The sequence below is a fragment of the Burkholderia sp. Ac-20345 genome (genome assembly GCF_017104825.1).
Classification (GTDB): domain Bacteria; phylum Pseudomonadota; class Gammaproteobacteria; order Burkholderiales; family Burkholderiaceae; genus Burkholderia; species Burkholderia lata_B.
This window is the reverse complement of the sequence record NZ_JAAGPO010000015.1, coordinates 1-17,956: the sequence shown is the minus strand read 5'-3', so window position 1 is coordinate 17,956 and position 17,956 is coordinate 1. Positions and strand designations below refer to the sequence as shown.

The following is a 17,956-nucleotide window of genomic DNA, read 5'->3' as shown; positions in this document are numbered from 1 at the left end:
GGTTTCGGGGAGGGAAGGAGATTTGTTCGTGACGGCGGAATCGATACCGACGTCCGGCCGGTTTGTAAGGGGATATTTACATAAACGGCGCCATGCTGCTTCGACGCGCCGCCGCGGGCCTGTGACAAAGGGACCTGAAAGGTAACAGTCGGTCACGGCGGAACACCGAAGCGTCAGGCCCGGTATACTTTGCTTCGTCGGCCGGTGCAATGAACCGGTCGTTTTTTCTCATCGAGCGATATTCGTATGAAACGTCATCTGTTTGCTTTCGTCGCGGCGGCCGCCGTGTCGGTTTCCGCTTTCGCGCAGAGCGCGCCGGTCGATATCGTCCGCAATGCGGTCGAGGGCACCGTTACCGCCATGAAGGCCGATCCGGCCGCACGTGGCGGCGACATGGCGAAAGTCACGCAGGTCGTCGAGCAGCGCTTCCTGCCCGCGACCAACTTCGAGCGCACGACCCGCATCGCGGTCGGTGACGCGTGGAAGCAGGCCACGCCGCAACAGCAGCAGGAGCTGTACAAGCAGTTCAGGCTGCTGATGACGCGCACCTACGCCGCGTCGCTCGCGCAGCTCGGCAGCCAGGACGCGAAGTTCTCGTTCAAGGCCGGCGGCGCGTCGGGCGCCGACGCGCTCGTGCAGTCGACGGTCACGACGCCGGGCGACAGCCAGTCGGTCGGCTATCGTCTCGGCAAGGTCGGCAACGACTGGAAGATCTACGACATCGACATGTCGGGCGCGTGGCTGATCCAGGTCTACCAGGGGCAGTTCAAGAGCCAGCTCGCATCGGGCGGGATCGACGGCCTGATCGCGTATCTGCAGAAGCACAATTCGCGGACGAACTGACGGCCGTTGCAAGGCCTCGGTCCGGATGCAAGAAGGGCGCCCTCGGGCGCCCTTCTCTTTTTCTTTTGCCCAGGGCGCCTGGTGAGCGGTCGAGCGACCGACGTGACCGCGCGTCCGGGCGTGCCGGCGCAGGTCCAGGCCACCTCCGCACACGTCAAGGCTCGCTGCGCGCGGCCTACTGATACGTCATGGTGAAGGTCAGCACCGCGTTCGCGCTGCCGGCCGTTACTTTCGCGGCAGTCTGGTAATAACGGGCCGTGAGCGGGATCGTGTAGGAGCCGCCCGTCGACTTGCTGTAGCTCGTCAGCGTGTACGGCGTGCTGTACTTCAGCGCGTTGCCGCTGCTGTCCTTCAGTTGCAGGCCGATGCCGGTGGCCGTCGAACCGCTCGACAGCGCCAGCACGCCGTTGGTGCTGTCGAGTACGGCATTGACCGGGTCGAACTCGTACTGGATCGAGTTCAGGCCTGTCGGACAGGCGTTGACCGCCACATTGACCGCGACGGCCTGCTTGGTGGTCGAACCGATGCCGGTGAATTCCGACTGCATGTGCGAGCCCATGTTGACCGTCACGTTCGGCGTGGTGCAAGCCGCCACGCTGACGTTGGTCGACGTCAGCGAAAACGACACGAGAGGCGAGGCGGCGACCGTATACACGTTGCCGCCGGTGCTCGTCGCTGACGCCCCCACGAGCAGCACGCCGCCCGTCATCGTGCCCGCCGTGATCGGGCCGGTCTTGACCAGCGCCGCTTGCGCCATACCGCCGTTACTGATCGAAGTCACAATTCCGTTTGCGTTGCAGGAGTTCCCCGTCCACGGGCTGGGGAACGGTGAAGACGGCACGCCCAGATCCACCCAGGGCAGGCTTCCGCAACCGTTCGCGTAAGAACTCACGCCGATCGCGACACCGACGCCAGGCACATTGGTATTCCAGACCGTATAGGCCACCCCGGTCGGTCCCTTCACGGTCATGCCGGACTTGGTCATCGATAGCGGTTCGAAGACCATACCCGCGGCTGCCGTACCCGATACCGCGCAAGTGTAGTAGTTGGAGACGTTCGGCGTACTGACCCAGGAGGTTAGTACCGTGCCGTTCGGCGCATCGCGGGGGACGGTCACCGAGGGCTGCATCGTCAGCGTCACCGTCTGCGCCGTTCCCGAGCAAGTTATGCTCGAGGCGAACACGGGACGTGTCCCCAAGCCGAGCATCAGCACCGCCAGCGTGAGCAGCCAGAACGCCAGGTGGCCCAGGCCTCGCGCCGATTTCGCCTGCCTGCGCGTCGAGGCCGGCGTCTTGTTCCGTTTCATGATCTTTCCCAGGTCCATTGCATCCGCATGCTCATTACATGCGTACCGCCACCGCATACGTCGAAATCCGATACGCACTGCTTACTGATACGTCATGGCGAAGGTCAGCACCGCGTTCGCGCTGCCGGCCGTTACCTTCGCGGCAGTCTGGTAATACCGGGCCGTGAGCGGGATCGTGTAGGAGCCGCCCGCGGATTTGCTGTAGCTCGTCAGCGTGTACTTTGTGTTGTAATTCAGCGCATTGCCGCTGCTGTCCTTCAGTTGCAGGCCGATGCCGGTGGCCGTCGAACCGCTCGACAGCGCGAGCACGCCGTTGGTGGCGTCGAGCACGGCATTGACCGGGTCGAACTCGTACTGGATCGAGTTCAGTCCAATCGGGCAGGAGTTGACCGCCACGTTGACCGCGACGGCCTGCTTGGTGGTCGAACCGATGCCGGTGAATTCCGACTGCATGTGCGAGCCCATGTTGACCGTCACGTCCGCCGTGGTGCAAGCCGCCACGGTGATGTTGGTCGGGCTCAGAGAAAACAACACGTGGCCAGAGGGGGCAACCGTGAACGGGCCGTGGATGGTTGGCCCCGTCACTGACGCCCCCTCGAACTGCAAGCCAGTCACCGTGCCCGCCGTGATGGGGCCGGTCTTGACCAGCGCCATTTCGGCCTGGCCGCCGTTGGTGAGCGAACCGTTTTGGGTGCAGACGCCGCCAGACCATGGGGTGGGGAACGTCCCCGACGGCTTGCCGAGATTCTGCCATCCCTGGTATCCGCAAGTGCTCACGTAGGGATTCACGCCGATCGCGATACCAACGCCAGGCACGTTGGTATTCCAGACTGTATAGGCCAGACCATGCGGCCCGGTCACGGTCATGCTGGTCTTGGTCATCGACACCGTTTCGAAGAGCATGCCCGAGGCGTACGAGCCCGTCACGGTGCAACTGAAGTAGTTGGGGGTATTCGAGGTGCTGACCCAGCTACCCAGCACCGAGCCGATCTGGGCGTCGCGCGGGACAGTTACCGCGGCCGGCATCGTGACCGGCACCGCCGACGGCGTTCCCGCCGCGCAACTGGCGCTCTGGGCGAATGCCGCACGCGAGCCCAAGCCGAGCATCAGCATCGCCAGCGTGAGCAGCCAGAACGCCAGGCGGCCCAAGCCTCGCATCGATTTTGCCGGTCTGGGCGCCGAGGCCGGCTTCTCGTTCCGCTTCGTGATCTTTCCCGGTGCCATCGCGCCCGCTCCGCTCATCTCGTACATACCGCCTCCGCATCGGTCCAGCGTTGCTGGCTCGCCTTGCTTGCCGTGGGCAGCCTGTACGACAGCGCACAGCCCTCGGCGACCGTATCGCCCCACTTCACATTCAGCGTGCCGGCATCGGTCTTCACGCCGCGCAACACGACACGGCCATCCTGGGCCACGGTGCCGACGTTCTGCCCCGCCGCATCGCTCACTTCCGCGCCGAAGGGAACCGGCTCGCCATCGCTCATGCGCGCACGCATGATCACCGCGCGCCCGCCGCCCTCGGTCTCGTACTTCAGCCGCACCACCGCGCCCGCGGTCGGCGCGACGTGCTGCGCGCTGGATTTCAGCTCGACGCTCATCGGCACGCCCTTCGGATCGATCTCCACCTCGTTGGTCGAGAACGGCGTCAGGTTCGACACCAGCGCATGGCCGAACCGATCGATGCGCAGGCCGCTGCCGGCCGTCACGCGTGCGCCGTTCGCGTCCTTGGCCTCGACGATCGCCATCGTCTCGCCCATGGTCGGCGCAAAGGCCACGCCGCCGGCATAGGCCACCATGCCGCCCGAGATGCCGCCGCCGTACTGCGTAAAGCCGGTGCCCTTCGACGCATTGCCCGAGAAGGTCGCGTACGGCGACATGTAGGCCACGTTGCCGCCCATGTTGACGGTCGCCCCGGCGCCGCCGCCGCTGGTACGGCCGACGTTCACGCCGTAGCTGAGCGCGTTGTCGACGCCGAGGGAGCCCGTCAGCGACTGCTGGACCAGGGTTGCGCCATGGCTGTCGTGCTGCAGGCTGGTCGACGAGTACAACGTGCGCGAGCCGAGGTTTAGCGGGATCGACACGTTCAGCATGAAGCGGTTGTCCCAGCGGTTTTGCGTCGCGTCGAATTGGCGCGCGGCCGACACGCCGTAGTTGATGCGCCGGAAATTGTTGTTGTAGCCAGCCTGAAACTGCGTGTCGTTGCCGCCGCGGTTCCAGTAGTTGACGGTCGAGCCCGACAGGTAGAACGAGCCCCAGCCTTCCGGCAAGCCCTGGTTCAGCATGACCTGGAACTGACCGCGACGTACGCCGCTCGACAGCAGGCCGTTCACGCCGCCCGTCTGCTGGCCGCGCAACTGCATGGCGTCCTGCAGGCCCAGGTAGCCGCTGCTCGAATAGCGGTAGGCGGCCACCGCGATATTGGTATTGGTCGGACTGATCAGCTTGCTGTACGAGAGCTTCACGCTCTGGCCGTGGCGCGTGCCCATGCCGGGCAGATCGGTGTTGGCCTGCGTGATGTCGAACGCGAACGAGCCCAGCCCGGTGTTGAGTGCGGCGCCGACCAGGCCTGCCAGGTAGCCGGGCGCGGCGGTCATGCCGCCGTAGCCGGTGATCAGGTTGGTGAAACCGTGCTGTACGGTCGCCTGGAACAGTGCCGGCTTGCTCGATAGCAGCGGACTGCGGTACTGGCCGGCGGTCACGCTGAAACGCGTGATGCCGGGCCGCAGCGAACTGACGGCTGACGCATACGGCACCTTGAAGGTGTGGATGCTGCCGTCGGCTTCGGTCACGATGACGTCGAGGTCGCCGCCATAACCGGTCGCATAGAGATCGTCGATCTCGAACGGGCCGGTCGCGACGTTGGCGCTGTAGATGATGTTGCCGTTCTGGCGCACCTGCACCAGCGCATTGCTGTTGGCGATGCCGTGGATGGTCGGCGCATAGCCGCGTTGCGATTCCGGATACATGCGCTCGTCGCTGGCGATCCGCACGCCGCGAAAGCCCACGCTGTCGAACATCGTGCCGTCGGTGAACGCGTCGCCGATCACGAGCTGCGCCTTCAGGCGCGCGATCGAGCGCTGCAGGCTGGTCTGCACGCTCTGGTAGTGCGTGCCGCCGTGCGTGTCGTAGGTGTAGTTGCCGTTGTGGCGGAAGCGCCAGGGCCCGACGTTCAGGCCGGCGGTCAGGCCCAGGTAGGCCTGGGTCGCCGAGGCGCCCTGGTTGTCGGCGCGGTAGATGTTGCCGTTGTACGACAGCAGCGCTGCCGGCACGCCCTCGTCCCAGTAGCGCGGGTCCACGTAGCCGCGCGCCGCGCGGCTCAGCGACGCCTGCGGGATGCTGACGTCGAGCCGCTGCTCGCCATTGTCGAAGGTGGCGACGGCGTCCGGTACCAGCATGCCGATCGTCGCGCAGGCATGGTTCGAGTCCGTCAACCTGCGCGTCGCTTCGGGCGACAGCTTCGCGAGATCCACCCCGACCTGCTGCAACAGCTCGCGATCGAAGCAGGGCTGGACGTTGTTCCGGCTGTCGCCCACCTGGCGCAGCGTGATTTCGGCGCGGCCGATCCAGTTCGTGTTGACGTACAGGTCGGCGCGATATGAACCCGGCGCCGCCACATTGCCCTTTTCGAAGCGGCTGACGTCCACTCGCTTGCCGCCCGGGCGCTGCAGGAACAGGTCGTCGAACTGGACTTCCGCCACTTGTGTGGCGTTTGTGGTTTCCGCCATCGTGCCGGTCGATGCGAACATCGACAGCGCGAGCAGGAAGCACGGGCGCGGGCGCCAGCGCATGAATGGCGGCAAACTGGAAAGACGTTGGATCACGATAGGCACCCGAGCGTGAGCAAGCCTGCGCCCTGCCCGGGCAGGCATGCTGGGTCTTGCTGTGGAAAGGACGTGGCGCGCTACCCGCGCCTCGCGCAATGGAAGGGGGTCAGCCGCGCATCATCGCGACGGCGCCGCGGTGCCGGACCGCAATGGCGTATCGCCGCTGACCGCGCCGCCGTAGTCGTTCAGCGCCGTGTAATGCACGCTGGCGCCGGCCGCGCCGGGCATGTCGCCCTTCAGCGGGAAGGCGCGCGTCTCGCCCGGCCCGACCATGCCGCCATCGTCGAAGGTCGCGCTGCGTCCGCCGGACTGGACGCTGATCATGGTCAACGACACATGGAACGGCGTCGGGTTGTGCGCCTCGATGGCCGGTTTGCCGTCGGTCTGCGTGAGCCGCCAGGTGAGCTGCGCCGGCGCATCGGCCGATGAACCCTTGAGTTTTTCCGGACGATAGAACAGCTTGATGCGCGAACGGAACGCGAGCTGGATGCGGTTCATGTCCGCGTCGGCCGCGCCCGGTTTGGGCGGTACCTCGAGCACGTTGAGCCAGAACACCGACTCGCGATCCTGCGGCATGGGCTCGCCGGTGTAGACGATGCGCAGCGTCTGCGACTTGGACGGATCGATCCGCGCGATCGGCGGCGTGACGGTGAAGGGCACCTTGATCGTGGACGGCGCGCTGTGCACATCACCTGCATCGACCCACGACTGCACGAGCGCGGGCGACTGGCCGGCGTTCGACAGCTTGAGCGTGACCTCGGACTCGCTCGCGCCATAGATCACGCGCGTGCCGCCGATTACCACCGATGCATTGGCGGGCGTCGCCAGGTAGCCGAGCGATGCGACGCACGCGGTGGCGATCGCACGCCGGAGTGTTTTTCGAAGCTTCATGATAGGGATCGATGCAGGTAGCGAGCACGAGGGGCGGAGCGACGTCGTGCCGCCCCACTCGCCCCTGATACGTAGAACTAAGTGATTAATTACTGATAAACGAGCGAATACATCACGCTCGACGTCGCCGCGCCTGCCGTTGCAGCGCCGGTCGCGAGGTACTGCGCGTAGTAGTTCAGCGTGGCGGCGCCGGCCGCGCTGATTGCGACCGACTTCGAGTTCTGCGAGGCGTCAGCCGCACCGATCTTGATCGGCGAATAGCTGCCGTCGCCGTTCAGCAGCTGGATCTCGACGTTGGTCGCGCCGCCGGTGGCCAGGATCAGGTTGCCGGTGGAGGTGTCGACCGTCGGACCCGGCTCGAAGTAGGTGTGGACGGTGCCCGACGCCGGCGTGCAGGCCGTCAGCGCGATGTTGAAGGGCGTGCGGTTGGCATACTGGCCTGCTGCGGCCAGCGCGCTGGTCGACACCGATTGCAGCGGGACATTGAAGTTGTTCGAGCCGCTGCCGTTGCCGTTGATCGTGCAGGTTTGCGCGAGCACGGTGCCGTTGAACGTGATCGTGCCGTCGGCTGCGGATGCGATTTGCGACGCAGTGGCTGCAGCCACGAACAACACGGCGGTAATGAGTTTGGTTTGCATGGTTTTTGGTTTCTGAAAGAAGCGATCTGGATGGAGATACGACGCCGACGCGATATCCGCTCGATAGCGCGACGCGACATCCAACGGCAACCCGAAAGGCATCACGCGGTCGAATTTTGTGTTTTCGGCCTGGTTACACTTGGACGAAGCGAATCTTACCGGCGTCAGTCATTAGTAAGATGAACTATTGTCACATCGCGATTCCACCAACAAAAAATGCCGTCCAGTTCGACTGGACGGCATTAGCTGTCGGGCGCGTGGTTCGTTGCCGTGCGTCAGGTGCCGACGCCGAGCATCCGCAGGCAATCGTCGACTACCGCATCGACGAACGCGGCGCGATCCGTTTCCGGCGCCGCGATGATGTGGTCGGTCGCGCCGTGCACGCCCGCATAGATCAGCAGCGCGGTGACCTGCGGGTGCGCGAGCCGCCACGTGCCGGCCCGTGTGCCGCCGTCGAGAATCGCGCCGAGCTGCTCGAGGATCGCGTTCTTGTCGGCATTCGCGCGATCGTGGTGATGGTGGTTCGTGTAGACGATGTCGTGCGTACGGTAGGTTGCCGCGTAGGTTTCGATGCTGGTGCGGATCCACGCGCGCAGGCGCGCGAGCCAGTCGTCGGTGGCGCATGCGTCCACCGCGTGCTGCAGGCGATCGACGAACGACGACGTATAGCGCTGCGCGAGCGCGGCGAGCATGTCGGACTTCGATTCGAAGTAGTGGTAGAACGTGCCTTTCGCGACCTGCGCGTGCTCGACGATCTCGCTGATGGTCGTCGCTTCCACACCCTGCGCGAGGAACAGCGTCTCGGCCGCGGCCATCAGTTCCTCGAGGCGCACTTCCGCCGGCTTCGTGCGCGGCTTGCCTGCCGGCGCGTCGTCTTTCACTGTCGTGGTTCCTGCCTTTGTCCTGTACGTCATCGCGCGGCTCGACGCCCGTTCGTGCAAAGCCCGCAGTTTAGGCCAGCGCCCTGCTGACAGCCAACGCAATCCATTGACCGACGGTCAGTCGATATATATGATGAGAATAATTCTCATCTTCGTGCCCATCAAGGGCGGACCACCATGCCTCGCTACCGTCGCGCCGCACTCGTCCTGGCCGCCTGTCTCGGCACCTTTCTCGCCACGCTCGACATCAGCATCGTCAACGTCGCGTTGCCGACGCTGCAGACGGCGCTCGATACCGATATCGGCGGCCTTCAGTGGGTCGTCAATGCGTATGCGCTCGCGCTGTCCGCGTTCATGCTGTCGGCCGGGCCGCTCGGCGATCGCTACGGACACAAGCGTGTGTGGCTCGCCAGCGTGATCCTGTTCACGGCCGGGTCGGTGGTCTGCGCATGCGCGGGCAGCATCGAGCCGCTGCTGATCGGGCGCGCGATCCAGGGGCTCGCCGGTGCATTGCTGATTCCCGGCGCGATGCCGATCCTCACGCATGCGTTTCCCGATGCGCGCGAACGCGCCCGCGCGATCGGCGGATGGTCCGCATTCAGTGCGCTTGCGCTGATCCTGGGGCCGCTGGTGGGCGGCCTGCTGGTCGAGCACGGCGGATGGCAGAACATCTTCCTCGTCAACGTGCCGATCGGCATCGTGACCGTGCTGCTCGGCGCGTGGGGCATTCCTGAGCGCCGGCATCCGCAGCATGCGCCATTCGATCCGCTCGGTCAGGCGCTGAGCGTGGTCTGGCTCGGGTTGCTCACGTACGGGTTGATCGGCATCGGCGAAGCCGGGGTGTCGCATGTGAAGGTGCTCGTGCCGCTGGCGGGCGCCGCGGTGGCGTTCGCTCTGTTCGTGCGGGTCGAAACGCGCGTCGAGCGGCCGCTGCTGCCGGTCTGGCTGTTTCGCGACCGGCGGCTGGTGCGCGCCAATCTCGCGTCGTTCGTGCTCGGGTTCTCGGGGTACAGCAGCCTGTTCTTCCTGTCGCTGTTCCTGCAGCAGGCGCAGGGGCGCACGCCCGCCGAGGCCGGCTGGCAACTGATGCCGCAGTTCGTGATGACGGCGATCACGTCGATGCTGTTCGGGCGCATCGCGGCGCGCATTCCGTTGCACGCGCTGATGGTGGCCGGGTATGGGCTGATCGGCGCGATGCTCGCGGTCATGGCCGGCTTCGGCGCCGGAACGCCGTATGTGCCGGTCGGCATCGCGCTGGCGGTGCTCGGCGTCGGCATGGGGCTCGCGGTGCCCGCGACCGGCATGACCGTGATGGAACTGGCGCCGGCCGAACGCGCGGGCATGGCATCGGCGACGATGAATGCATTGCGCCAGACGGGGATGAGCATGGGCATCGCGGTGCTCGGCAGCATGATGAGCGTCGGTGCGCTGCACCGGATGACGGGCGCGATACAGGCGATGGGTAGCGCGCAGGCGGATACGCTCGCGCGGCAGGCTGTGATGGAGCACGTGTTTGCGGCGGGGCGGCCGGCACTCCTCGGCGCGTATCGGGAGGCGATGGCGCACGGGTTTTCGATCGCGGTTATGTGTTCCGGAATCCTGAGTATCGTGATTGCGGTGATGTTGATGATGCGGCGCGAAACGGAGAGGCAATCGGGACGCGCGGCGGCGTGCGTGACGTCTTCACAGCCGGAATGATGTGGCGTGCCGGCCGGGTCTTTCGCAACGGATCGCCACCACCTTCCGACACGCCTACCTTCGCCGATGCTCCACCGCGAACTTGATCAGCTCGGCCTGCCCTTCGATCTCCAGCTTGCGCTTCAGATTGAGCCGGTGCGTCTCGACCGTGCGCACCGACAGCCCCGTCTGTTGCGCAATCTGCTTGCTCGACAGCCCTTGCGCCAGCGCGTCGAGGATGTCGCGTTCGCGCGGCGTGAGCCGGTCGAGCGGCGACGCGGTCGCGCTCGCGTGGATCATCCGCGCGGCGAGCCCTTCACTGAAGAACGTCTGGCCGGCCAGCACCGCGCCGATCGCGCGCACGATCTCGCTCGCGGGCGAATCCTTCAGCAGGTAGCCGCTCGCGCCGGCACGCACGGCCTGCGTCACGTATTCGATGTTGTCGTGCATCGACAGCATCAGCACGCGGATGCCCGGAAAGCGCTCGTGGAACACGCCCGCGAGCGTGATGCCGTTCATCCCGTTCATGCCGACGTCCATCAGCGCGAGATCGGGTTCGAGCGACGCGGCGAGCGCGAGCGCCTCGTCGGCGTTGCCGGCTTCGCCGACCACGGACAGGTCGGCCGCTTCGAGCCGCATCCGCAAGCCGTCGCGGACGAGCGGGTGATCGTCGACGAGCAGCAGTCGGGCGACGGGCCGGGCGGTGTCGGGGGCGCTCATGCGTGAAAGGTCTCCTGTTATCGGGCGCGTCATGACGCGGCGCCGGGCAGCGGCACGCGCGCGTCGACGATCGTGTGGCCGACCTGCGACGTGATCGTCAGCATGCCGCCGAGCGCGTCGAGGCGCTCGCGCATGTTGCGCAGGCCGATGCCGCGGCGTGCGTCGGCCTGCGAGCGTTCGGCGTCGAAGCCGCAGCCGTTGTCGGCGATGGTCAGCTTGACGGAGTGCGCGCCGACGTCGAGCGTGACGGCCGCGCGCGACGCCTGCGCATGATGCACGATGTTGCTGAGCGCTTCCTGTGCGATCCGGAACAGCGCGGTGTTGACGGCTTCGGGCAGCGGTCGGGCGCCGCTGTGCGCGACCTGCGTATAGCCGATGTCGATGCCGCTTTCGGCGCCGAGCTCGCGGACAAGCTGTTCGAGCGCGGCGGCGAGGCCGAGGTCGTCGAGCATGGACGGACGCAGCGCATGCGAGATGCGTCGCACTTCGCGCAGCGTGTCGCCGAGCCGTGCGACGCCCGACGCGAGCGCCTGCTCGGCCTCGGGCAAGCGCGCCGTGCCGCGTTCGAAGCGTGCGAGCGCGGATTCGAGCATCAGCTTCGCGGACACCATCATCTGGCTGATCCCGTCATGCAGCTCGCGCGACAGCCGCGCCCGCTCCTGCTCCTGCGATTCGACGACGCGCTGCGCGAGCAGCTTGAGCTTCGCGTCCGCACTGCGCGACTCGCTGACGTTCAGCACCAGCGCGCACACGGCGATCGCCGCCGCGCCGGTGAGCGCGATCGCGGTGAGCCAGCTCATCGTGCGCTCGATGTTCGCGGACGCGCGCGCGTCGATGCGCTGCAGCGCGGTGTCGACGTCGTCGAGATAGATGCCGGTGCCGACCATCCAGCCCCAGCGCTCGAGCGCGACGACGTAGCCGAGCTTCGGCGCGACGCGGCCCGTCGACGGCCGCTGCCATGCGTAGCGCACGTAGCCGCCGCCGCTCGACGCCGCGCCGATCAGCTTCTGGATCGTCAGCGCGCCCTGCGGATCGCGCATCGACCAGTAGTTGTGGCCGACGCGCTCGGGCTCGCGCGGATGCATCAGCGAATTGCCGTGCAGGTCGTACACGAAGAAATAGCCGTCCGGGCCGAAATCCATCTTCTGCAGCATCGCGAGCGCCTGCGTGCGCAGCAGCACGTCGTCGCGTGCGTTGCGGCCGCTCGCGTCGTAGAGCGGCATGATCGCGCTCGTCGCGAGCTCGACGTAGTGCTTCAGCTCGACTTCCTTGCTCGACAGGTACGCGGCCTGGATCGTCGCGTGCTGCGTGCGCGCGAGGGACGTCGCCTGCTGGCGCACGCCGAAGCCGATGCCGGTGATTGCGAGCAGGAACGGCACGATGGCCAGAAGGAAGATCTTTGCCTTGAGTCTCATGGTGGTGCGAAGCGGCCGTGCGCCCGCGCGGGCCGGCCGGGCGCGTCAGCCGCGCGGCGGCATGTCGAGGCGACATTGTCGGTGATTTTGCGCACGGGCGGCGACGGCGGCCCGACGGCCGCCCTGCCGTCGCCCGGCGGTGTGGCGTCCTGGCCGCTCAGGCCTGCCGCGCCGCGAAGCCGCCGGAAGCGGCCGCGTGCACGACGATGCGGTTGCGCCCGCCTTCCTTCGCGCGATACAGCGCGTCGTCGGCCAGCTTCAGCGCGCCCTGCATGTCATCGTCGTGTTCGGGATAGCTGGTCGTTACGCCGATGCTTACCGTCAGGCGGCCGGACGTGCCGGCGTCGTGCCGGATGCCGAGATCGAGGATGCCGGTGCGGATCGTCTCGGCGATCGTTACCGCGCCGTCCGTGTCGATGTCGGGCAATACCACGACGAACTCCTCGCCGCCGTAGCGCGCCGCGTAATCGGCCGGGCGGCGCAGGCAGCCGGCGATGCAGTGACCGACCGCGGCGAGCGCGTCGTCGCCGGCCTGGTGCCCTTGCGTGTCGTTGTAGCGCTTGAAGTAATCGACGTCGATGAACAGCAGCGACAGCGCATGCTGCGAGCGCGCGGCACGGCGCCATTCACGCGCGAGCGTGACGTCGAGCATCCGGCGGTTGTCGAGGCCCGTGAGGCCGTCGGTGCGCGCGAGCGCCTGCAGCTCGGTTTCCGCGCGGTGGCGCTTGCGCAGCTGCACGTCGAGCAGCAGCGACAGGCCGACGAAGCCGATCGCGAGTGCGACCATCGCGGAGCCGATCGGAATCGCACGGTCGTACCACGCGGCGTAGGTATCGGCTTCCGAGCGCGCGACCATGATGATGAGCGGCAGGTTCTCGAGGTGCCGGAACACGTACAGGCGTCGCACGCCGTCGATCGACGCGGTGTCGGCGAAGCTGCCTTCGTTGGCGGTCATGAACCGCCGGAACGTGCTGGCGTGGCTGATGTCGCGGCCGACGATCTTCGGGTCGTACGGCTCGCGCGCGAGCATCCTGCCGTCCGTGTTGATCAGCGCGATCGAGCCGCGATCGCCAAGCGACAGGCGCGAGAACAGGTTCTGGAAATATTCGAGCCGGATCGACATCACGGCGGCGCCGCCGAACGAGCCGTCGGGCTTCGTGATTCGCCGGCTGAGCGCGACGCTCGGCGAGCCGCCGCGCAGCCGCGAGTGATACGGCGGGCTGACGTACAGGCCGGCGTCGGGGTGGTCGCGGTGCACGACGAAGTACGGCTCGTTGCCGAAGTTGGCCTTGCGCGGCACGTCGCTCTTGCCGTCGACCTCGATGTCGCCCTTCGCGTCGAGCACGTAGATGCCGCCGAGGTACTTGGCGGTCGTCGCGCGATCGAACAGCACCTGGCGGCGCAGCGCCATCGGCAGCTTGACGATCGCAGAGTCGTTCTGGCCTTCGACGACAGCCTGCAGCGACAGCGAATAGATCTCGATGTTGCGCTCGATGTCCCACGACGCCATCAGCGCCAGATTCTGCTGCATCGCGATCGAGCGGTCGCGCGCATCGATGCGGCCTTCGTACAGCACGATCCCGCACAGGAGCAGCAGGACCAGCGCGATCACTAGCCCGGTATAGAAGATCAGGTGCGGCAGCAGGAACCGGCGCAGATGAGCGGCGACACGGCTCGTCAGGCCGGATTCGCTGGGCATTGCGTAGTCGGTTTCTGCCATGGTCCGTGGATCGATGGGCATTGCCGCCGGGGAGGCGGGCCGATGCGATTGTTCGTATGACGTGCCGGCGGCGATCCGTTACGCGGCCATTCCGACGCCTTCCTGCCGGCCGGCGGAGAAAATGGACGCCGATTATCGCCAATCGCGGCCAGATATACCGGTAAATCAAGTATTCACTGGTGACATCTGCGCCGATTCAACGATCCGACGAATCGGGCAACGCGAATTCAACGGAGTATAACGCGCGCGTCCGCACGCGCGGAAAATGTTGCGGGTTGTTGATCCGGATCAAATTACCGTGAATTCCCGGGCTTGCGAATTTCCGGCAAAGCGTTCCAGCGCAAGGCTTTGCGGGATGAACGGCCGTGGCGCGCGGCATGCAGCGTTCGATTCCATCCGGTTAACGGCATACGCGCGCGAAAAATGAAGGCAGACGATATGTGCCGATTATCCGTTTCAACGGCCGGGCGAACCCGAAAATGAAAACGGGCGGCCGTTGCGGCCGCCCGTTTCGTGAAGCAGGCATACGGGCTCCCGGCATACGGACATACGGCATACGGGCATCCGGCATGCCGGGAGCCCGCAGCACGCCCATGCTTATCCGCCGTGCTGTTGCGCCTTGAACGCGAGCCGGAACCGGTGCAGCAGCGGTTCGGTATAACCGCTCGGTTGCGACGTGCCCTGCAGCGCGAGCGCACACGCGGCCTTGAACGCGGTCGACTGGTCGTAGCCGGGCGCCATCGGGCGATAGTTCGGGTCGCCGGCGTTCTGCTGGTCGACGACGCGTGCCATCCGCTTGAACACGTCGAGCACGAACGCCTCGGTGATCACGCCGTGGCGCAGCCAGTTCGCGATGTGCTGGCTCGAAATGCGCAGCGTCGCGCGGTCTTCCATCAGGCCGACGTCGTGGATATCGGGCACCTTCGAGCAGCCGACGCCCTGTTCGACCCAGCGCACGACGTAGCCGAGGATGCCCTGCGCGTTGTTCTCGACTTCGCTCAGGATTTCGGCTTCGCTCCACTCGGCGCGCTCGACGACCGGCACGGTCAGCAGGCCTTCGAGCAGCACGTCGCGTTCGCTTGCGTACGGCGTCTTCTCGAGTTCCTGCTGGACGGCCTGCACGTCGACGAGGTGGTAGTGCAGCGCGTGCAGCGTCGCGGCGGTCGGCGATGGCACCCACGCGGTGTTCGCGCCGGCGCGCGGATGCGCGATCTTCTGCTCGAGCATCGCGTGCATCAGGTCCGGCATCGCCCACATGCCCTTGCCGATCTGCGCGCGGCCGCGCAGGCCGGCCGACAGCCCTGCGAGCACGTTGTTGCGCTCGTACGACTGGATCCACGCCGACGACTTCATGTCGCCCTTGCGGATCATCGGGCCCGCTTCCATCGCGGTGTGCATCTCGTCGCCGGTGCGATCGAGGAAGCCGGTGTTGATGAACGCGACACGCGCGGCGGCCGCGGCGATACACGCGGCGAGGTTCACGCTGGTGCGGCGTTCCTCGTCCATGATGCCCATCTTCAGCGTGTTGCGCGGCAGGTTGTACAGATCCTCGATGCGCGCGAACAGCGTATCGGCGAACGCGACTTCGACCGGGCCGTGCATCTTCGGCTTCACGATGTAGATCGAGCCCGTGCGCGAGTTGCGCTTCGCCTTCAGGTCGTGCAGCGAGCACAGCACCGTGACGACGCCGTCGAGGATCCCTTCCGGAATCTCGTTGCCGTCGCGGTCGAGCACCGCGCCGTTGGTCATCAGGTGGCCGACGTTGCGCACGAACAGCAGCGAGCGGCCGTGCAGCGACAGCGTGCCGCCGGCGGGCGTGGTGTACTCGCGATCGGCGTTCAGGCGGCGCGTGAAGGACTTGCCGCCCTTCGCGACTTCCTCGACCAGCGTGCCCTGCATCAGGCCGAGCCAGTTGCGGTAGAGCTGGACCTTGTCTTCGGCGTCCACCGCCGCGACCGAATCCTCGCAGTCGATGATCGTGCTGACCGCGGCTTCGAGCACGACGTCCTTCACGTTCGCGAGATCGGCGCGGCCGATCGGCGTCGATGCGTCGATCTGGATCTCGAGATGCAGGCCGTTGTGCTTCAGCAGGATCGCGGACGGCGCGTCGGCCGTGCCCTGGTAGCCGACGAACTGCGCCGGCTGCGCGAGGCCCACGATGCCCTTCGCGGTTTCGACGGCGAGCTGGCCGTCCTGCACGCGATAGCGCAGCGCGTCGCGGTGCGAGCCGGTCGCGAGCGGCGCCGCGTTGTCGAGCACGTTGCGCGCGTAGTCGATCACGCGCTGGCCGCGCGTCGGGTTGTAGGTCGCGGTGCGTTCGGCGCCGCCGTCTTCCGGCAGCGCATCGGTGCCGTACAGCGCGTCGTACAGGCTGCCCCAGCGCGCATTCGCGGCGTTCAGCGCATAGCGCGCGTTCGACAGCGGCACGACGAGCTGCGGGCCGGCCTGCGTGGCGATCTCGCTGTCGACGTTCGCGGTGGCTGCCGCGACGTTCGACGGGACCGGCACGAGGTAGCCGATTTGTTCGAGGAATGCGCGATACGCGGCGTGGTCGCGCACGGGGCCGGGGTGCGCGCGGTGCCAGGTGTCGAGTTCCTGCTGCAGGCGGTCGCGTTCCGCGAGCAGTTCGCGGTTGCGCGGTGCCAGGTCGTGCACCAGGGCCGAGAAACCGCTCCAGAACGCGGCCTTGTCGATGCCGGTGCCCGGCAGCGCTTCGTTTTCAATGAACTGGCTCAGCGCTGGTGCGACTTGCAGTCCTGCTTGGTCGATCATCGTCAATCCTCCCGGGGAATAAAGATTCGCGCGCGGCTTTGGCTGGTTATTCCGCGACGCTTTGTGTGCCGGCGCGGGCGATCTGCGCGTCCTGTTCGGACTTTACGCCAGACACGCCGATCGCGCCCGCGATCCGGCCGCCGACCGTGACCGGCACGCCGCCTTCGAGCAACCCCGTCAGCGGCACGCTGAGAAACGCGGTGCGGCCACCGTTGATCATATCCTCATACGCCTTCGTCTCGCGCCGGCCGAGCGCCGCTGCGCGCGCCTTGTCCTGCGCGATACAGGCGCTGGCCGGCGATGCACCGTTCAGGCGCGCAAACGCGAGCAGGTGGCCGCCGTCGTCGACGACGGCGATCGATACGGCCCAACCGTGGCGTTCCGCTTCCGCGCGGGCGGCGGCGAGCATGCGGTCCGCATCGGCGAGTTCGAGTTCAGGTTTCGTCTGCATGGCATTCCTCCGGAATCAGGTCAGTTGACGAGTTGGTTGTCGACGAGCTCGATCCAGTGGCGCACGGGCGTGCGGCCGGCGCCGTTCAGGTGAGTCTGGCAGCCGACGTTGGCCGTGACAATCAGGTCCGGCCGCGCGGCTTCGAGCGCATCGAGCCGGTTGTCGCGCAGTTTCGTCGCGAGTTCGGGTTGCGTCAGCGAATACGTGCCGGCCGAGCCGCAGCACAGATGGCCGTCGGCGACATTCGTCAGATCGAAGCCGAGCCGCGTCAGGATGCGTTCGACCGCGCCGCCGAGGCGCTGCGCGTGCTGCAGCGTGCACGGGCAGTGCACCGCGATACGGCGTGGCGTTGAACCGGCCAGCGCGTCGAGCGGCTCGGCCGCGATGACCTCGGCGAGATCGCGCGCGAGCGCGCTGACGCGTCGCGCTTTCTCTGCATAGACGGGGTCGGAGCGCAGCAGGTCGCCGTATTCCTTGACGAACGCGCCGCAGCCGCTCGCCGTCAGCACGATTGCTTCGGCGCCGGCTTCGATCGCCGGCCACCATGCGTCGATGTTGCGGCGCGCGCGGGCAAGGCCCGCTTCCTGCGCGTTCAGGTGATATTCGGTCGCGCCGCAGCAGCCGGCTTCGCGCGCGGGGCTCACGCTGATGCCGAGCCGGTCGAGCACGCGTGCGGCGGCTGCATTGGTGTTCGGCGACAGCGACGGCTGCACGCAGCCTTCGAGCATCAGCACGCGCCGCGCGTGGCGCACGGCCGGGCGCGGTGCGGCCGCGGGGACGGCGGCCGGGATCTTGTCCTGCAGCGGGCCGGGCAGCAGCGA

14 protein-coding genes are annotated in these 17,956 nt (G+C 66.8%); 2 read left to right on the top strand and 12 right to left on the bottom strand.

Annotated elements, in window-relative coordinates:
* Positions 1-246: 246 nt before the first annotated feature.
* Positions 247-843, top strand: a complete 597-nt coding sequence (locus G3O06_RS08940) for an ABC transporter substrate-binding protein (RefSeq protein ID WP_034181524.1) — start codon at positions 247-249, stop codon at positions 841-843.
* 175 nt (positions 844-1,018) lie between these two features.
* Here the strand turns inward: G3O06_RS08940 and G3O06_RS08935 are convergent, their stop codons facing one another.
* The 6 genes from G3O06_RS08935 to G3O06_RS08910 all read right to left on the bottom strand — a co-directional run bounded on the left by G3O06_RS08935 (position 1,019) and on the right by G3O06_RS08910 (position 8,413).
* Positions 1,019-2,149 (bottom strand): fimbrial protein, encoded by a 1,131-nt coding sequence (locus G3O06_RS08935; protein ID WP_205815774.1) that lies wholly within the window; start codon positions 2,147-2,149, stop codon positions 1,019-1,021.
* An 81-nt stretch (positions 2,150-2,230) separates the two neighbouring features.
* Positions 2,231-3,400 carry a fimbrial protein gene (locus G3O06_RS08930; protein ID WP_205815773.1) on the bottom strand — a complete coding sequence of 390 codons (1,170 nt, stop codon included), beginning with the start codon at positions 3,398-3,400 and terminating at the stop codon, positions 2,231-2,233.
* Entirely contained in the window at positions 3,388-5,934 is a 2,547-nt protein-coding gene (locus tag G3O06_RS08925) for a fimbria/pilus outer membrane usher protein (RefSeq protein ID WP_241019669.1), read from the bottom strand. The genes G3O06_RS08930 and G3O06_RS08925 overlap by 13 nt, the downstream gene beginning before the upstream one ends.
* Positions 5,935-6,087: 153 nt before the next feature.
* Complete coding sequence (locus G3O06_RS08920; RefSeq protein WP_205815771.1) at positions 6,088-6,861, bottom strand: fimbria/pilus periplasmic chaperone; 774 nt, start codon at positions 6,859-6,861, stop codon at positions 6,088-6,090.
* An 89-nt stretch (positions 6,862-6,950) separates the two neighbouring features.
* Positions 6,951-7,499, bottom strand: a complete 549-nt coding sequence (locus G3O06_RS08915; protein WP_205815770.1) for a fimbrial protein — start codon at positions 7,497-7,499, stop codon at positions 6,951-6,953.
* Between the two features lie 275 nt (positions 7,500-7,774).
* Positions 7,775-8,413 (bottom strand): TetR/AcrR family transcriptional regulator, encoded by a 639-nt coding sequence (locus G3O06_RS08910; RefSeq protein WP_205815769.1) that lies wholly within the window; start codon positions 8,411-8,413, stop codon positions 7,775-7,777.
* A 144-nt stretch (positions 8,414-8,557) separates the two neighbouring features.
* Between G3O06_RS08910 and G3O06_RS08905 the strand changes: the two genes are divergently transcribed.
* Entirely contained in the window at positions 8,558-10,078 is a 1,521-nt protein-coding gene (locus G3O06_RS08905; RefSeq protein ID WP_205815768.1) for an MFS transporter, read from the top strand.
* Between the two features lie 54 nt (positions 10,079-10,132).
* On the opposite strand, the gene G3O06_RS08900 is transcribed toward G3O06_RS08905, so the two are convergent.
* The 6 genes from G3O06_RS08900 to glcF all read right to left on the bottom strand — a co-directional run.
* Positions 10,133-10,777 carry a response regulator transcription factor gene (locus G3O06_RS08900; RefSeq protein ID WP_174918656.1) on the bottom strand — a complete coding sequence of 215 codons (645 nt, stop codon included), beginning with the start codon at positions 10,775-10,777 and terminating at the stop codon, positions 10,133-10,135.
* A 29-nt stretch (positions 10,778-10,806) separates the two neighbouring features.
* Entirely contained in the window at positions 10,807-12,192 is a 1,386-nt protein-coding gene (locus tag G3O06_RS08895) for a cache domain-containing protein (protein ID WP_205815767.1), read from the bottom strand.
* Between the two features lie 157 nt (positions 12,193-12,349).
* Complete coding sequence (locus G3O06_RS08890) at positions 12,350-13,912, bottom strand: sensor domain-containing diguanylate cyclase (RefSeq protein WP_205815766.1); 1,563 nt, start codon at positions 13,910-13,912, stop codon at positions 12,350-12,352.
* Between the two features lie 597 nt (positions 13,913-14,509).
* Positions 14,510-16,684, bottom strand: coding sequence for a malate synthase G (locus tag G3O06_RS08885; RefSeq protein ID WP_205815765.1), 2,175 nt, complete (start codon positions 16,682-16,684; stop codon positions 14,510-14,512).
* Positions 16,685-16,730: 46 nt separating this feature from the next.
* Positions 16,731-17,135: a heme-binding protein gene (locus tag G3O06_RS08880; protein WP_174918660.1), complete on the bottom strand. Its 405-nt coding sequence runs from the start codon at positions 17,133-17,135 to the stop codon at positions 16,731-16,733.
* A gap of 20 nt (positions 17,136-17,155) precedes the next feature.
* Positions 17,156-17,956: glycolate oxidase subunit GlcF (gene glcF / locus G3O06_RS08875; RefSeq protein ID WP_205815764.1), on the bottom strand; the 801-nt coding region annotated here is incomplete at its 5' end.